The organism is Desulforhopalus vacuolatus, from assembly GCF_016918505.1.
In the GTDB taxonomy this organism is placed as follows: domain Bacteria; phylum Desulfobacterota; class Desulfobulbia; order Desulfobulbales; family Desulfocapsaceae; genus Desulforhopalus; species Desulforhopalus vacuolatus.
In genome coordinates, this window is record NZ_JAFFPZ010000026.1 from 25,425 (window position 1) to 40,008 (window position 14,584).

General features: G+C 40.6%; 13 protein-coding genes. 4 read left to right on the forward strand and 9 right to left on the reverse strand.

What is annotated here, in order from left to right:
* Positions 1–12 precede the first annotated feature (12 nt).
* From JWG39_RS13040 to JWG39_RS13050, 3 genes are all read right to left on the reverse strand, one after another.
* Positions 13–1,755, reverse strand: coding sequence for a YeiH family protein (locus JWG39_RS13040; RefSeq protein ID WP_205219859.1), 1,743 nt, complete (start codon positions 1,753–1,755; stop codon positions 13–15).
* A gap of 574 nt (positions 1,756–2,329) precedes the next feature.
* A complete protein-coding gene (locus tag JWG39_RS13045) occupies positions 2,330–2,791 on the reverse strand; it encodes a hypothetical protein (RefSeq protein ID WP_205219860.1) in 462 nt (153 codons plus the stop codon).
* Between the two features lie 124 nt (positions 2,792–2,915).
* Positions 2,916–3,383, reverse strand: a complete 468-nt coding sequence (locus JWG39_RS13050) for a hypothetical protein (protein WP_205219861.1) — start codon at positions 3,381–3,383, stop codon at positions 2,916–2,918.
* Positions 3,384–3,740: 357 nt separating this feature from the next.
* Between JWG39_RS13050 and JWG39_RS13055 the strand changes: the two genes are divergently transcribed.
* Entirely contained in the window at positions 3,741–3,932 is a 192-nt protein-coding gene (locus JWG39_RS13055; RefSeq protein ID WP_205219862.1) for a hypothetical protein, read from the forward strand.
* 129 nt (positions 3,933–4,061) lie between these two features.
* Complete coding sequence (locus tag JWG39_RS13065; protein ID WP_205219863.1) at positions 4,062–4,952, forward strand: EamA family transporter; 891 nt, start codon at positions 4,062–4,064, stop codon at positions 4,950–4,952.
* A gap of 95 nt (positions 4,953–5,047) precedes the next feature.
* Here JWG39_RS13065 and JWG39_RS13070 read toward each other — a convergent pair whose 3' ends face one another.
* Positions 5,048–6,019 carry a DUF805 domain-containing protein gene (locus JWG39_RS13070; protein WP_205219864.1) on the reverse strand — a complete coding sequence of 324 codons (972 nt, stop codon included), beginning with the start codon at positions 6,017–6,019 and terminating at the stop codon, positions 5,048–5,050.
* 296 nt (positions 6,020–6,315) lie between these two features.
* Between JWG39_RS13070 and JWG39_RS13075 the strand changes: the two genes are divergently transcribed.
* The gene (locus JWG39_RS13075) at positions 6,316–7,359 is read left to right on the forward strand and encodes an IS630 family transposase (RefSeq protein WP_205219865.1); all 1,044 of its coding nucleotides are present in this window, start codon (positions 6,316–6,318) and stop codon (positions 7,357–7,359) included.
* Here JWG39_RS13075 and JWG39_RS13080 read toward each other — a convergent pair.
* The 5 genes from JWG39_RS13080 to JWG39_RS13100 form a co-directional block, all read right to left on the reverse strand.
* Entirely contained in the window at positions 7,343–8,023 is a 681-nt protein-coding gene (locus JWG39_RS13080; protein ID WP_205219866.1) for a transposase, read from the reverse strand. The genes JWG39_RS13075 and JWG39_RS13080 overlap by 17 nt on opposite strands.
* 545 nt (positions 8,024–8,568) lie before the next feature.
* Positions 8,569–10,071 (reverse strand): hypothetical protein, encoded by a 1,503-nt coding sequence (locus JWG39_RS13085; RefSeq protein WP_205219867.1) that lies wholly within the window; start codon positions 10,069–10,071, stop codon positions 8,569–8,571.
* A complete protein-coding gene (locus JWG39_RS13090; protein WP_205219868.1) occupies positions 10,068–11,156 on the reverse strand; it encodes a hypothetical protein in 1,089 nt (362 codons plus the stop codon). Before JWG39_RS13090 ends, JWG39_RS13085 begins: the two co-directional genes overlap by 4 nt.
* 111 nt (positions 11,157–11,267) lie before the next feature.
* Positions 11,268–12,389 (reverse strand): NAD(P)/FAD-dependent oxidoreductase, encoded by a 1,122-nt coding sequence (locus JWG39_RS13095; RefSeq protein WP_205219869.1) that lies wholly within the window; start codon positions 12,387–12,389, stop codon positions 11,268–11,270.
* A gap of 8 nt (positions 12,390–12,397) precedes the next feature.
* The gene (locus tag JWG39_RS13100; protein ID WP_205219870.1) at positions 12,398–13,231 is read right to left on the reverse strand and encodes a rhodanese-like domain-containing protein; all 834 of its coding nucleotides are present in this window, start codon (positions 13,229–13,231) and stop codon (positions 12,398–12,400) included.
* Between the two features lie 523 nt (positions 13,232–13,754).
* On the opposite strand from JWG39_RS13100, the gene JWG39_RS13105 reads away from it, so the two are divergent.
* Positions 13,755–14,561: a DUF4405 domain-containing protein gene (locus JWG39_RS13105; protein WP_205219871.1), complete on the forward strand. Its 807-nt coding sequence runs from the start codon at positions 13,755–13,757 to the stop codon at positions 14,559–14,561.
* The last annotated feature ends 23 nt before the right edge of the window (positions 14,562–14,584 follow it).

A 14,584-nucleotide genomic window follows, 5' to 3' on the forward strand; every position in this document is an offset into this window, starting at 1 on the left:
AAAAAGTTCTGTTTAGATCTTGGCGGTAATTTCCGGGAAGACCAGATAGAACATGATATATGCCATGGTCAGTGTCAGAATCAAATTGAGACTCTGTCCGCATGCATAGAGAATAAGGGGCTTGCCACCTTTGAAATACTTGGCTAATTCTCTGAAATTCGTTGATAACCCGATTGCCGCAAACGACAACGCAAAGAACCATCCACGCATCAGTCTGGTGCCCCCGCGAACCACACCCTGATCAAGCATTGCATCAGCCATTCCAGCATTCAAGCTGCTGTCGATAATTGAAAACAGAATGGAAGCAGCAAGAAAACCGAGAACGAATTTAGGGAAACGAAGCCATATCTCACCAGCTCCGACAGTTTTACCCGCTTGACGCTCAACTCTCGTACACCAGTACAGAGCAACACAGAAAGCGGTTACACCGATCATGACATTCTGAATCATTTTAATCGTCGCCGCTACATACATCGCTTTTTCACCAAGAAATGCACCCGCTGCGGCAACTGCACCGGTTGAATCGATGGTTCCGCCCATCCAGGCACCACCAAGAATCTCCGGTATCCCCACTGCTTTAATAAAGGCAGGCATGGCAATCATCATAATAGCGGTGAAGACCAGCGACAAACCTATGGACAGCGTCAATTCCTCTTTTTTAGCACGACAGGCTGCCGCAGTGGCAATAGCTGCTGAAGTCCCGCATACCGACATATCGGCTGAGATGACGACATTCAGCGTTTTTGAGGGCATCTTGATGACCTTCTGACCAAAAATGTAGGTAGAGATCAGTACTATAGGCGTTACGACCCAGGCAACAAAGATACCCGGAATACCAATCGCCATAATTTTGCCAAAAAGGACTTCTGCACCGAGCAGAACCAGACCGGTTTTGATAAAAAATTCTACCTGACAGGCTGGCAGAACCCATTTGGGGGTACCGATACTGTTGGCGATAATCATCCCGAGAAGGATTCCCCAGGCCTCTGCACCAAAACCATACTGTTTAGATATCGCCTGGCCACCGAGCATATAGGCAAGAACGGCAACCAGAAAAACAATAACGAAGCCTTTCGCAAATTCTGAAAAGCTTTTCTTCATAAGCGCGAGTCCTGTTCCAAAAATCACGATGAAGAAGGCGCATAGACCGATCAGGGTCGGAATGAAATTATATGCTTTATTTGCTGTCTTCTTTTTTGCAGATGAGGCTTTCTTATCGAGAGCCCGCCAGTCTGCTATCTTTGCAATGGCTGCTCCATTTAAGGTTTGATCTGTAAACGCAGCTATACCCGCGGCCTCTTCAGCCTGTTGCGCCATCTGCAAAGCAGCTGCGGCTTTAGCTTGAGCGTCCTCAAAGGCAGGCATTGCTTTGTCATTCAGCGTTTTAGCCTGGGCATCGCTCATTATGAAAGCATCAAGCGGATTGTCTTTCCAGTAACCGGGATGTTTCGTCCAATGACTGACGAATTTACCGAAGGCTGAATTAGACCCTTTTATTTTATTGAGGTCATTTTCGGCCTTATACCAGGCTGTAGTCTTGAAAGGAGCTTTTGCTGCTTCGACGGACTGTATCTGGCTTGCTGCCTGAATTTTCGTGGCAATTTCTGCCTTTGGGCCAAAGCCGAAATACGCAGTGAGACTTACGGCAATGATTAAGAACCCCAGCCAGATGGCAAGGTAATCCTCCTTTGTCCAGAGATCAGACCAGCTGCTGCGGCTGTCATCAATAACAACGTTTGTGTCTGTTTGAGCCATTAATTCGTGCCTCCTTGTTTTTAGGGAACCCTTTAATCTCTTATTCGGTCGACATGACCACATCAATATACTGCGAATTAGAGTAATAAAATGAAACCCTTACACAAAATATCACACGAAGTCAATATAGAGGACTTGCGATATAATGGAAGCTTTAATAATCAGTCTTTCGTCCATCTTCTTCGTTACAGGCAAAAAAAATTATCCTCCGACAAAGCGAAGAACGAGACGTCGATATATCAATCAGATAGGTGGGGTGGATTTCTCCCTGGGCCTCGAATATAAACGAATGTAAAATTATTCAAGGCCTCCTTAAAAAAGTAGTCGAGGCTTACTTAATTAGATTGCTGACAATCTGAAGAGACAAAAGATATTGAGCAGGTTTTAGCTCCTTCTTCCTCTGCAATAACCCCTGGTTTGCTACCAAAAGACATCATTTGCAGCATCAGAGGGGTGAGACCATGGTGTCACGCAGAGACTTCACAAATCAATAGAGCGGCACACGCTGGCGGAGAATCTGCGAGGTTTCCTGGGCAGCGCCTGCGCGATGGTTCGTGGGAGAGTATCAAAGGTATTAATGATCATCAAAACGAAATGGTATTCCAAGTATTAGATTAACTTTTTTGGATTTTAACTTGTACTCACGATTATGAATATTTAACATTATCTCTTTTAGGAAATTAAATCTTGGATGTTTTAAACTAAATTTCGTTATTTCTGATGAGGGAATATTATCGACTTTTAAATTTCCTAAATAGGTATCTAAAGTATTCTTTTTACTATTTACGCTGTCTACACAATAATCAAAGAAAGATATTTCTCCTTTATAGCAAAATATTGCAGTCCACCTTTCACTGGTTGGCCTGTGTCCGAATAAAGAAATAAAGTAACTGGGCAAATCGTCTTGATTGTCATGTGTATATGACAACGGAGCATCCAGTACTTTTATTCTTCGACGTAATCTGTTTTTTATTAATTCATTTTCTTTTAAAAATCTCGTAATAGACTGGGGAACTCTTTCGTATATGAAAGTCATCTTTGGCCTTTATAAAAATAAATATGCATAACGTCAAGTTCGTCGGCGAGGTTCAGCAAACCTGAGAAAGGTCTTAAAAAGAGGTTCCCGTTGGAAGTTTTCACTGGCAAGCGTGTTGCATTTATTACTTGAATTCAGAATTCTCTCTCTGACTTGAAATATCATTTTGAATGGTTGATTCCTCATTTCTTATCTGCCGAGTCCTTTCTGCCTCTCGCTCTATTGTTTTGATCATTTTCTGGTCGTGCAGATATTTTTGGTATTCAAACCGCAGGGTTGGCGCTGCCCCAATCAATAGAACAACCAATAATAACAATAAGGCAACAAATGGTCTTCGACGTTGATGAAGCAAGAGAGACAGGCTAAAAGCAACTGACAAATCGACGAGGACGAACAGCACAAAGGGGATGCGATGAAATTTTCCCCCACCGTAGATGAATTCAGTCGCGATGCACAGCGCAATACCTGCCAGGAAGACGCAGCGTATCCTGGTGATTTGAGTCTCTTTCCACCCCCGCATTCGAAACAGTAATACGCTCAGGATGATCATCGAAGGCCAGTGAGCAGTGGCCCAGCTTAAGTTTAGAGGCAAGGCATATTCTTTAAAAATACATCTCCTACCCCCCATAGTAAGGGATAGCGAAATTCAACAGCGATGAATCCACAGGCCAGGTTAACAACAATCAAAAACACAGGAATGACGATTGCTGGATGTGTCCATAGAGCAGGGAGTTGTCGGGGGGGAGTCATTTTAAATGGAATTATTTGTTATTTTTATAGATGGGAAATCGGTCAACTATGCATGATTTGGCGTCAAAATTTTATAGGAAAAGAATGTCCTGGCCAGGCTGGATGGCTCCGTTCGTGATCTTGTTCTACGCATCATCACCAGCCACAATCGTACCTTCCTGCCGACAGAGGAAAGTGCAACCTGCCTGTTTTTTCCAAGTTGCTCAGAGATGCAGACAATCTCGATATCTGGCGGGTGGTGACTGAGTATTACCAGCAAAAAGACCAGACAACCGACACCGGCCTTGAACTTGGCCTGCCAGACACCCCCGTTTGTTCTGATGCCGTGGTGCAGGACCTCCTTGCCGGAAGAACCCGCATTTTACTGCATTTTCACTTCTCAATAGCCTGAAATTTCCCAAAATAAAACATTACGCAATGCGCAAATCAAAATCGCTCATATTAGCTACGGATATACTTTAAAGGCAATTGCAGAACACCTGAAAATTCATTACACCACTGTTAACAAGATAGTTAAAAAGTGATTTTTCAAGACCTGACCCCATTGTTTCTTGTAAGCGTCCAGTTTTTTGAAGCGGCATCCAGACGGATCGGGGCTATCCTCGTCAATATCATCAGGATCTCTACAGCCCTGGTTCTGTTCTCCTGCTATCTTTATAGCAGGCACGGGTATCTGATCCCTTTACATTTCCCGGCCCGGGCATGGCTTTATTTGGGGCTATCTGGGGCAATCGGTTTTTTCCTGGGGGACATCTGTCTGTTCAAGGCTCTGGTGGAACTGGGGCCACGCCTAGCCCTGCTTATGTTCAGCTTGTCTGCCCCCATGACAGCTATTCTGGGATGGGCCTTTTTAGGCGAGACCTATCTGCCTATGCAATGGGCCGGGATGCTGGTCACCCTGACCGGTGTCTGTATGGTCATCCTTGAGAAAAACAGCAAGCTCCCCTTACCCGGTCAAAAATTCAGCCGCAAGGCTAATTTTAAAGGGGTTTTATTCGGCATCGGTGCCATGTTGGGACAAGCTGGGGGCTATGTATTGAGTAAAGCCGGGATGCAGACAGCAGAAGGATTTCTGGACCCCTTTGCTGCCACTCAGATCAGGGCCTTTGCCTGTTTTATCCTCTTTTTCACTCTAACCAGGAAATGGGGTCAGGTTGCAACGGCAGTCAAAGATATTCGGGACGTTGCCTTTACAACTGCAGGAGCTGTGATCGGCCCATTTATAGGCGTATCTCTCTCCTTGATGGTTCTTCAATACTTCACGGCGGGGATAGCTTCGACCTTTTTATCATTAACTCCGATCTGCATCATCCCTTTTTCTATTTATATCCACAAAGAGCATGTGTCCATGAAGGCCTTTACCGGTGCGGTTATAGCCGTGGCTGGAATCTGGCTGTTGATGTATAAATAGAACTCAACCCTCTTTATTATTTAAAAACAACACTTACAATCAAAAACAGTTTTTTGAAATACTGCACAAATATTGAGGCGACTCAAAATATTTACCTATGCATCATGGCTGCTTGGAATAAAATACAAGCTTATCTGAAAAATTAAGTTCACACCTGGAATAAAGAACAGTAAAGCCAACCAACGGCTTTTTCCAATATCTGAAATTCGTTTTAAAGAGATTATTATAAACGAACTGATAAGCATAAGGAATAATATAATAAGGACTCCCATGCATGCAGAAGAAAGTATTCCAAATAACGCCCACACGAAGGCTAAAGCACCATCGGGTGAATTAGATATAAATTTCAGCATTAATACATAATAAAAGCTTAATGCTATGAGAATACTTTGAATAATTAACGTCCCCAAGAAATAATCTAACTGCTGCATTACCCCTTCTGGGAAAAGATACTTATAAAAAATTGAGTACTCATTATGAACCCTTCGATTTACAAATGCAGTGAAATAAAAAGGAATTATTACAAATACAGGCAGGGCTATGATGGTACTAAAAATGAGATTAAAGATGCTGCGATGTAATGCAAATGATGTAAAAGCAACAAGTATAAAAATTTGCTGTATACAAAAAATAATTTTCAAACAGACATTGAAACTGAGAAATTCTTCTTTAATTTTTGAAAAGCTTAATGGCAATGCTCTCTTTTTATCTTGATTCTGATTTTTATTTTCTTTAGCATCCTCTCTTGTTTTTTGTATTTTTTCCTCTTTAGGAGCTTCAGATTGAAACTTTTTGTATTTTGAAAAAATTATACCGCAGGACTCACACATTTCTGTAGCATTATTATTAACAGCATTACACTTTGGGCATATTTTTGATATTGAATTGGTAGCTGACTGTGACACAACGGGTTTGACTGAAGGCTTCTCAAGGATAATAATATTAGCACATTTTTTACATTTTACTTTAACCTTGTTTCTTGGTAACTGATTCAAATCAATAGAAAAAACGCTTTTGCAGCCTGAGCATGTGATCTGGGTTAAATGGTTTTTCTTTTCCTGAGTCATTTTTTTCCTGTTGAGAAATATTTTAGAAGAATGTTAGAAGGCAATACCGATCCTCTTCCCATATAGAGATTTGTGAGATATTACAAAAGTAATTTTTATTACACCAGAACCATAAAAAAATCTATCTGTTTTTTTGTAAAATTAGAACAACAGGGTCAGGTCTTGAAAAATTACTTTTTAACTATCTTGCTAACAGTGGTGTAATGGATTTTCAGGTGTTCTGCAATTGCCTTTTAATTATATCCATAGATATTAACCCGGTGTCCAAATAGATCTTATTATGTTATACTTCCTGCATGAAAACAACAAACCAAACAGACGGTAGAAACCTCCCGAGGGAAGTTCAACAATACAATCGAAACCAAGCCATCCGGCTCTTCCAAGAAGGCAAGAGTCGTAAAGAAATTATTGCGATTATTCAAGTCCACTATGACGTCTTGTGCAGGTGGATTCGCGCCTGGAAAAAGGGTGGCAAGAAAGCCATAAAGCTCAAAAAACGAGGCAGAACTCTCGGCGACAATCGTAAACTCACCCAGCAACAGGAGGATAAGCTGAAAGAACTGTTGATTAACAAGAGTCCACAGCAGCTGAATCTTCCCTTTGCCCTCTGGAACCGTAAGGCAATACAAGCTGTTATCTACCAAAATTTGGGGGTAAAAATCGCGATTCGCACAATGAGTGACTACATGAAACGCTGGGGGTTTACACCTCAAAAGCCACTCAAAAGAGCGTATGAACAAAATCCGAAAGCCGTGCAAAAATGGATAGATAAAACATATCCAGAGATTCATAAGCTCGCCAAAAGGGATGACGCTGAAATCTATTGGGGTGATGAAACCGGTATCAGAAACGATTGTCAGCATACACGTGGCTACGCCCCGAGAGGCCAAACACCGGTTGTTGACATCAATGCCAGGCGCTTCTCACTCAACATGATTTCAGCGGTTACAAACCAAGGGATGTTGCAGTTCATGATGTATGAAAGCAACATGACAGCTCGTGTTCTCATTAAATTCATGAAGCGATTGATTAAAGATGCAAAGCGTACCGTATTCTTGATCTTGGACAATTTACGTGTGCATCATGCCAAGTTAGTCAAAGCTTGGCTCGCACGGAACGAGGATGAGATCGAGGTCTTTTATCTCCCTTCTTACTCACCAGAATTAAATCCTGACGAGTATCTAAATTGCGACTTAAAAACGGGAATCCGCAGTTCATCACCAGCTAGAAATCAAAAGGATCTGAAGAGCAAAGCATTGAGTCACATGAGAATGTTCCAGAAAATTCCTTCAAGAGTAAAAAGCTATTTCAGGTATCCGGCGATCAAGTATGCAGCGTAGATCTATTACACCACCGGGTTAATAATATGAGCGATTTTGATTTGTTCATTGCGTAATGTTTTATTTTGGGGAATTTCAGGCGGAAAATATTTTTCAAGGAAGGTCTCTCTGCAAATATCTGGGGACGGGGGATCTGGCCGATTGCTTTTGCTTCACATATTCGGCTTTGAATATCCGATATAAAGTCTGCACCGCCGAATATTACTTGACCGACCAATTCCTTCCATGGACTTTCATCCATTACCTCCACGCCGGCTGCAACAAACTTCCTATATCCTTTACGGGCGACATCCTTTTCATTCGCAAACTGTCCCAGTACCCAATCCACCGTCAAAAACTTAGAAACTTTGCAGGCGTAACCTGTTTCCTTGTAACTGCTCCACCCCCATGCCTTTGGTTGATTAACCATACCTGCACGAACCGGATTCAGAACAATATATCGACAGAGTTCAAGTAAATGTGCATCGTTCTGAACGAGTATAGATTTGTACCGCCCTTGAAAAACGTGCCCCACGCGAGAATGTCTGCGGTTGAAGCTCTGCGTGTATACTCCGTTCAACTGCCGCATTCCAAGGCTGAGGTTTGGATCAAACGTTTCGATGAGGACGTGATAGTGGTTGTCCATCAGGCAATAAGCGTGACACAGCCAATTGTATTTTTCCACTACGGCTCCAAAAAAACATCCAAAAATATGCGTCGATCCGCATCCTCCAGGAAAATTCTTTCCCTGGCGTTTCCTCGAGAGGTTATATAATATATCGCTCCTGGATATTCTATTCTGAGTTGTCTTGCCATAGGCTGATCTTAAATCATATAAAATGATTTTTCAAGACCTGACCCCATTGTTTTCCTTCTGTCTAATCCAAAGTCATCAAACCCAAAAAACTATTTTCTATATAACCGGGCTTGTCCAACAAACGGTTCAGATCCTGGTTCGCTCCGCTCTCACGATCTAACCTTATTCGTTATACATTTTGATAACTATAATGTTTCAAGTATTGTATAGGTATTTTCGATTAATTTATCCTGAGAATTATCGTATTTACACAGTAAAGCCTTTTCCATTGTGCCATTGCCAATAGATATTAAGTGGGCATTTCCTTTAAATATTTTTTCGTAGTAATGGACAATTTTTGAATCAATATTTTTATCATCAGCAATAGAAATTATGGTTTGAGTATCTTTTGGGGATCTAGAGTTAATGAATTTTTAAATTAATTCTTTGTTTCCTCCTTCAATGTCTTCTTTGAAGATACTGTCAAGGATAAAAGGTAACCTATGTGCATAATGTGTTTTTGATATTAAATAATTGAAAGAAAAATGGTAGCTGAGAACCGCAAGATGAAGTTGAACCCCTTGAAAAGGAAAACTTGAAATATCATATAACTTATAGAATCTCTCTTCGCTTAAATGTGGTAGTTTTAATTTAAGATTATTTTCAAGGAAAATATCCTTGAAAATTTTCTCTTTTTTTGCTCTTTCAGTATATATTTCCTGATCTGTTTTGTATTCCGTTAAATCCGTGCGCTTGGCTTCAAGTTCAATGTTTAATTTGCCGACATTTTCAACTAAATTATTATGTAGATAAACAGTGGCTTTGTTTCCAATGTAATTTTCGATAGTTATGTTACTTTCTGAATATTTGTTAAAAATCTTGTGATCAGTCTCGTTTGCAGTCCTAAGTTCTATTAATTTTTTGTTTAATGAATTTATTTTAGATTGTGATTTTTTGATTTTTTCTTTCAATTCACCAAACAATGAAATCGAGTCATTTTCTTCTTGAAAAAATCCATAAATTTTTTCAATGCTTTTGGGTAAGATCTGACTACAGGTAGGGCATTTATCACGGCCAGGGACTTGATTTTTATGGTTTCTTTTGACTTTAGAGACAACTGATAGCCTTTGAGTCAAAAAACTTAACTTGTTGGATTCTTTTACGTACTCTTTTTCGATAGATAGGGTTTCGTCTTTTCGTGATGATATTTTTTCGAGCAACTCATTTGCTTTTCCGGATATAGAATCGTCAAGGATTTTTGATAGTTCGAAATCTTGATTGTTTTTTTCAATATCAATATAAAAGTTAATTTTTTGTTGTATAATTTTAATTTCGTTTTCTATTTTTCTCTTATTTTGCCGATCTATTGCATTCTCAATGCCTAAATAATAATCCAGAAAATCCTCTTTGAATTTTCTGTAAAAATTCAAATTGCTAAAAGATTTTCTTAGGTAAACCCACCCTACATCTTGTGAGACATAGTATGGTAAAAACATAGTTTCTATTGGGCCATTCGTTATTCCAGAATTAGACTCAAGCTCCAATGAAAAATTTAACATATTACTTAGGTATTTTTTAAGTTTAATATGTTCTTGTGAGTGATCGTTCCCTATCCCATTAAACCTCACAACCTTGTCTCTATTCTCTTGAATTGCAAGTGTTTCGTCGGTACGGATGAAGGTGTATAAATCTTCTCTCTCTCCCCTTTTCACTGTGAAATCGAGGCGTACAAATATTTCTTCAGATAGTATTTCTGCTAATTTAATTTTATTGTCATTAATACCAAATGAATACAAAATTAGTTGTATAAGCGTACTTTTTCCAGAGGTGTTTTTTCCATAGATTATATTGATTTTATTTTTAAAATATGAAAAGAAGTACTTTTTGTTTTCCTCGCTATAGACAAGGAAACTATTGAATCGTATGATTGGCTTCATTGTGTGTTTTTAACCTCAACATATGCAGCAGATATTATTGCTTTAAGCTGCAGGTTTCCTAATGTTGTAGATTTAGTTTTGTTAAACTCGGCAACAATTGCAGATATGCAACCTTTATCAGTGTAATGATGTTTAAATATAGATTTGTTTTCTGTGATGAAACTGTGGATTTTTCTATGCTCACTTTCATTTAAGTCTTTGAATTTGTCGAAACTGTTTTGGTAATGTAATTCAAAAGTTGTAACATCAAACATGCTCACCTTTAATTGTTCACATATTCCATCACCTTTTTTTCTCCAAAAATCATAAGCCATTTTTTTAGTTGTTAGAATGTTTATTATGTCTTGGATTTGATTTGATTCTATTCGCTTAGTGCTGTCACATAATTCAGCTTTATTCGATTGATTTAATGTTGATTCTATTCCTTTTAAGTGTAATATAAATGTATATAATGCTGCTTTATGGTCTACAATGCTATCACCGAACACAGCATTAAACTTTCCAATTAGTTGCTCAAGTTGAGATTTAGGTGTTCTGCTTAAGTCTATGAATTTGAAATATAGAGTATTAAAATTTAAAATATCATCTTTGCTAAAGGTTACATCTTTGTTTCCTTTACATATTTTATTTTTTAAATTTATGTCAAGGTCTCTGTATTTTATTGTATGGCATGCTTCATTTATAACTTTATTGTGATTTTTCCCTTTTACTGAGCACTTCAGGTCTATTGAGTTGTTTGTCGCGAAATAATTTTTTTGTGAGAATTTCTCAGATTTATCATGTTTGTCGAGTTGTATTTGTCTGCTTGTTTTTGATATTTTTTTTATTATTTCTAGTAGGCTATTGAGTGTCCATTTGTTTGTATTTTTTTTAGCCTGATAAGTTTCTATTTCTATTAACTTGTCTGCATTGTCTAGAAATCCAAATACTATATCTTCAAGATGCTCTAATATTATAAAATATTTTGACTTTTTGAATTTGTCGTAGCTGTCGAGAAATAAATATATCGTACAATTTTTTTGGAAATCCATACCTATATTCGTATGAACTCCTGAGTTTACAGATGTATCTTTTGTCTCTTCCATTGGCGCCATTTTGCTTATAGTCTACTTGTTTTTTTCATTATTGTATAACAATTCCTTAACCAATCTCCAGCTATCCTACTCAATCGCAGGATAGCCGGAAGAACCCGAATTTTACTTCTCAAGAGCCTGAAATTCTTCAATGAATTTGCGATCAATATAGTCTTTGATCTTAAAGGCCAGCTTGCCGCCAAAAATAAAAAACCATTTGCAGAAGACCCCTTCATTGTTGCCCAGATTGTAGATGAGCAGGTAGGAGCCGCCGGGTTGAAAGGTTTCCAGGGGCTCACCGGCAAGGCTTGCCATCAGGTTGTGGTACAACACCGGGTTTTGACGGACTGCATAGACACCAACCTTATCCAGTGGCTCCGGTTCGAAATAAATACAATCACCACCGCCAAAAATATTCGGATGAGCAGTGCTCTGCAGGAAGCGATTGACCAGGAGGCCACCATCTGGACCGACAGGCAGGCCGGAATTGGCAAAAATGGGTGAAGGACGTACGCCCACAGCAGGAAAAACAATATCAGCAGGGTAACTGGTGCCATCTTTCAGGTTAATCATACCCTGATCAATATTTTTGACATAGGTCCCTTCCAGGACCTTTACGCCCCTTCTGGTAAGCGAAGCCAGGGCCAGCTTCCGAATTTTAGCGGGCTTGCCAGCAATAATCTGTCTGCCGGCATAAATGGAAATATGTGGCTGGTGCGCTCCCTGATGCTGACAGAGTTGCTGCACGTTCCCGGCAATCTCTATTGAAGAAGGGCCTCCACCGATAATGGCAATGTGAAGAGGGCGCTCTTTACTCAGCGAAAGAATCTTTTCCTGTGCTTGAAAAAGGCTTTCAATGGGTTTGGCCGTAAAGATGTTAGGGCTGTCTGTTTGTATGATGTCCCGGGGAACAAAGGAGCCAGCATTGCATGACAAAACATCATATTCAATCTCCTGCTCCGAATTCTCCAGTCGAACCACCTGTTTTTCAGGGTCAATGGAGGTCACCTTCCCTGAAACAAAGTTTCCACCCTGTTGCTCTACCACTTTGCGGGTGGCAAAACGGATATCATCGGGGTGGTAGGTTCCTCCGAGCATTCCAGGTCCCATGCCTGAATAGTAGTGGTAGTCTGACGGCTGAATAACCGTTACATCATATCCTTTGTCAACAATGGTATGAATATTGGAAAGGGTGACCATGTGGGCGTGTCCGCCGCCTATCAGTACCAGCTTTTTTTTTGCCATTTTTCACCTCATGCCATTGCGTCGAGATATTCGGTCAATTTCTTTATATGGCCGCGCTCTTCATTGGCGATATGTCGCAGAACTGTCTTGACGTTTTCCTGCTCAGCTCTATTTGCAGCCCGCTGGTAAAGGTCCAGTGCCTGACCTTCTATGGAGATGGCAAGGGAAAGAATATCCAGTTCTGATTCGAGGTCCGGGCTGAAACGTTCCAGATATTGTGCAGTGGTTAAACCACCTTCCATAGCTGGCTGTACTTTGTCTGTTTGAAAGGTTTCCTCAGAGATGCTGCTGCCTGTCATCTCTTTGTAGAGTTTCAGCAATTGTTTCTCATGCTGCAGTTCAATATCGGCCAGCATCTGGAACATGTCTTTTGCTTTTTTTGAGGTGACATTTTTTTGCATATCAAGATAAAATTCCCGCAGGCCCTGTTCCAGGCCATAACCAATAATGATTGTTTGCTCAGGAGTTTCTGCGCCACTGAAAATTTCCAGGCCAAGCTCTGGAGAACCCATGGCGACCTCACTGTTCCATCCCTTGATCCCGCCACTCAGGTTGTATAACTGGGTAAAACCTTTTCCTGCCATCATTTGCGCAGCTACTCGACTGCGACCACCAATAGCACAGTAGACAACTACAGGTTTTTTGGGATCAAGTTCCCCCAGTCTTTTGTCCAGTTCTCCCAGAGGAACAAGGTACGCCCCTGGAATATGAAAATTTTCATATTCGTTAGGCTGGCGAACATCAAGGAAGGTGACATTATCGGCGCCTTCATCTGTGACGAGTTTTTTGGCCTGGATGGCATCAATTGAAGTGACCGGAGTAAAAAATTGCTTCCATAACATTGCAAACCTCCTCGGTTTTGGGTGGATGAGCTCTGTCTTACTGCTGGCAAGAGGATCTGACATTCTGCAGTGAGAGCAGGCAGAGTATCATTTTGTACTGAAAGGGTTGTTCTTCAATGTTCCCTCTTGTAATTATCTAATTTCGGATACTTACATTCCTAAAAATATACCACGAAGACAATGGAAATGCGTCCATCTTGAAAGAATAGAGGGCTTTTCCTGGCGTGAACTCGAAAAATATGGGATCTGATATCGGTCTGATCGTGGGGTTTCATAGAAATACCAGGTAGTTGGAGTATCATGGTACCCTCATCTCTCTGCACAGCCGGTCTGCATCATGCAGAAAACAAGGAGAGCGCTTGTCTCGACAATTGCATTGCACGTAAGTATATTGGCATAAATTATAAAAAATATAATACCAATCGAATTAAGGGGCTCCTTAACCATACATATTCAGACCACACATCCGCATGCTGCCCGCTGGCAGCACCATTCATTCCACACTCCAGAAAGAGGCTGTATTATGAATTTACGAAGAATTACCTCACTCACCATGCTGCTCTCGTTTATTGTATTGGTTCTCACCAGCATTGTCCTCTATATTGTTCCTGAGGGGCGAGTGGCATATTGGTCTGAGTGGAAATTTATTGGGCTCAGCAAAACCCAATGGGGTGATATTCATATCAATATCGGGTTTCTCTTTCTGGTCGCAGGTCTTCTGCACCTCTTCTATAATTGGAAGCCCATGCTGGCCTATATGAAGGATAAAACAAGGAAGGTGAAAGTTTTCACCACTGCTTTTAATGTCGCCTTGCTCCTCACAGCCATTTGTACCATTGGCACCTTGATGAACATCCCTCCTTTCAGCTCAATCCTGGAGTTTGGAAATTCTTTTAAGGATGCCGCTGCAGAGAAATATGGTGAACCGCCGTATGGCCATGCAGAACGTTCTTCCCTGCAGATGTTTGCTAAAAGAACCGGTCTTGATCTCAAGCAGATGAAGACGCAGCTCACATCCGCACACATTGCTTTCACCAATGAAAGCGAGACGCTGCTTGATATTGCAGGGGCAAACAATATGACCCCGCAAGCAATCTATGATGTCATCAGGTCAGGAGAGCCACAATTTGTTTCTGGTGAAAAAACATCTTTTCCAGATGCCCCTTTCCCTGGGCTTGGCAGAAAGATACTCAGCGACCTGTGCAATGAATACAGTTTGGATACTACTTATATTTCGCACTTTGTGAAAATATTATTCCTAATACCCACAGATGCTCTCGGCATGGTTAGGTCAGGACTCTCTTTTTTTTCAGCAATTCTGAAATGCTGATCTACTTGCAGAAACTAACCGTA

Bases quoted from the DNA above. Each gene is read 5' to 3' on its own strand.
- JWG39_RS13040 (WP_205219859.1), bottom strand. From the start codon at position 1,755: ATGGCTCAAACAGACACAAACGTTGTTATTGATGACAGCCGCAGCAGC.
- JWG39_RS13045 (WP_205219860.1), bottom strand. From the start codon at position 2,791: ATGACTTTCATATACGAAAGAGTTCCCCAGTCTATTACGAGATTTTTA.
- JWG39_RS13070 (WP_205219864.1), bottom strand. From the start codon at position 6,019: ATGACTCAGGAAAAGAAAAACCATTTAACCCAGATCACATGCTCAGGC.
- JWG39_RS13075 (WP_205219865.1), top strand. From the start codon at position 6,316: ATGAAAACAACAAACCAAACAGACGGTAGAAACCTCCCGAGGGAAGTT.
- JWG39_RS13085 (WP_205219867.1), bottom strand. From the start codon at position 10,071: ATGAAGCCAATCATACGATTCAATAGTTTCCTTGTCTATAGCGAGGAA.
- JWG39_RS13090 (WP_205219868.1), bottom strand. From the start codon at position 11,156: ATGGAAGAGACAAAAGATACATCTGTAAACTCAGGAGTTCATACGAAT.
- JWG39_RS13095 (WP_205219869.1), bottom strand. From the start codon at position 12,389: ATGGCAAAAAAAAAGCTGGTACTGATAGGCGGCGGACACGCCCACATG.
- JWG39_RS13100 (WP_205219870.1), bottom strand. From the start codon at position 13,231: ATGTTATGGAAGCAATTTTTTACTCCGGTCACTTCAATTGATGCCATC.
- JWG39_RS13105 (WP_205219871.1), top strand. From the start codon at position 13,755: ATGAATTTACGAAGAATTACCTCACTCACCATGCTGCTCTCGTTTATT.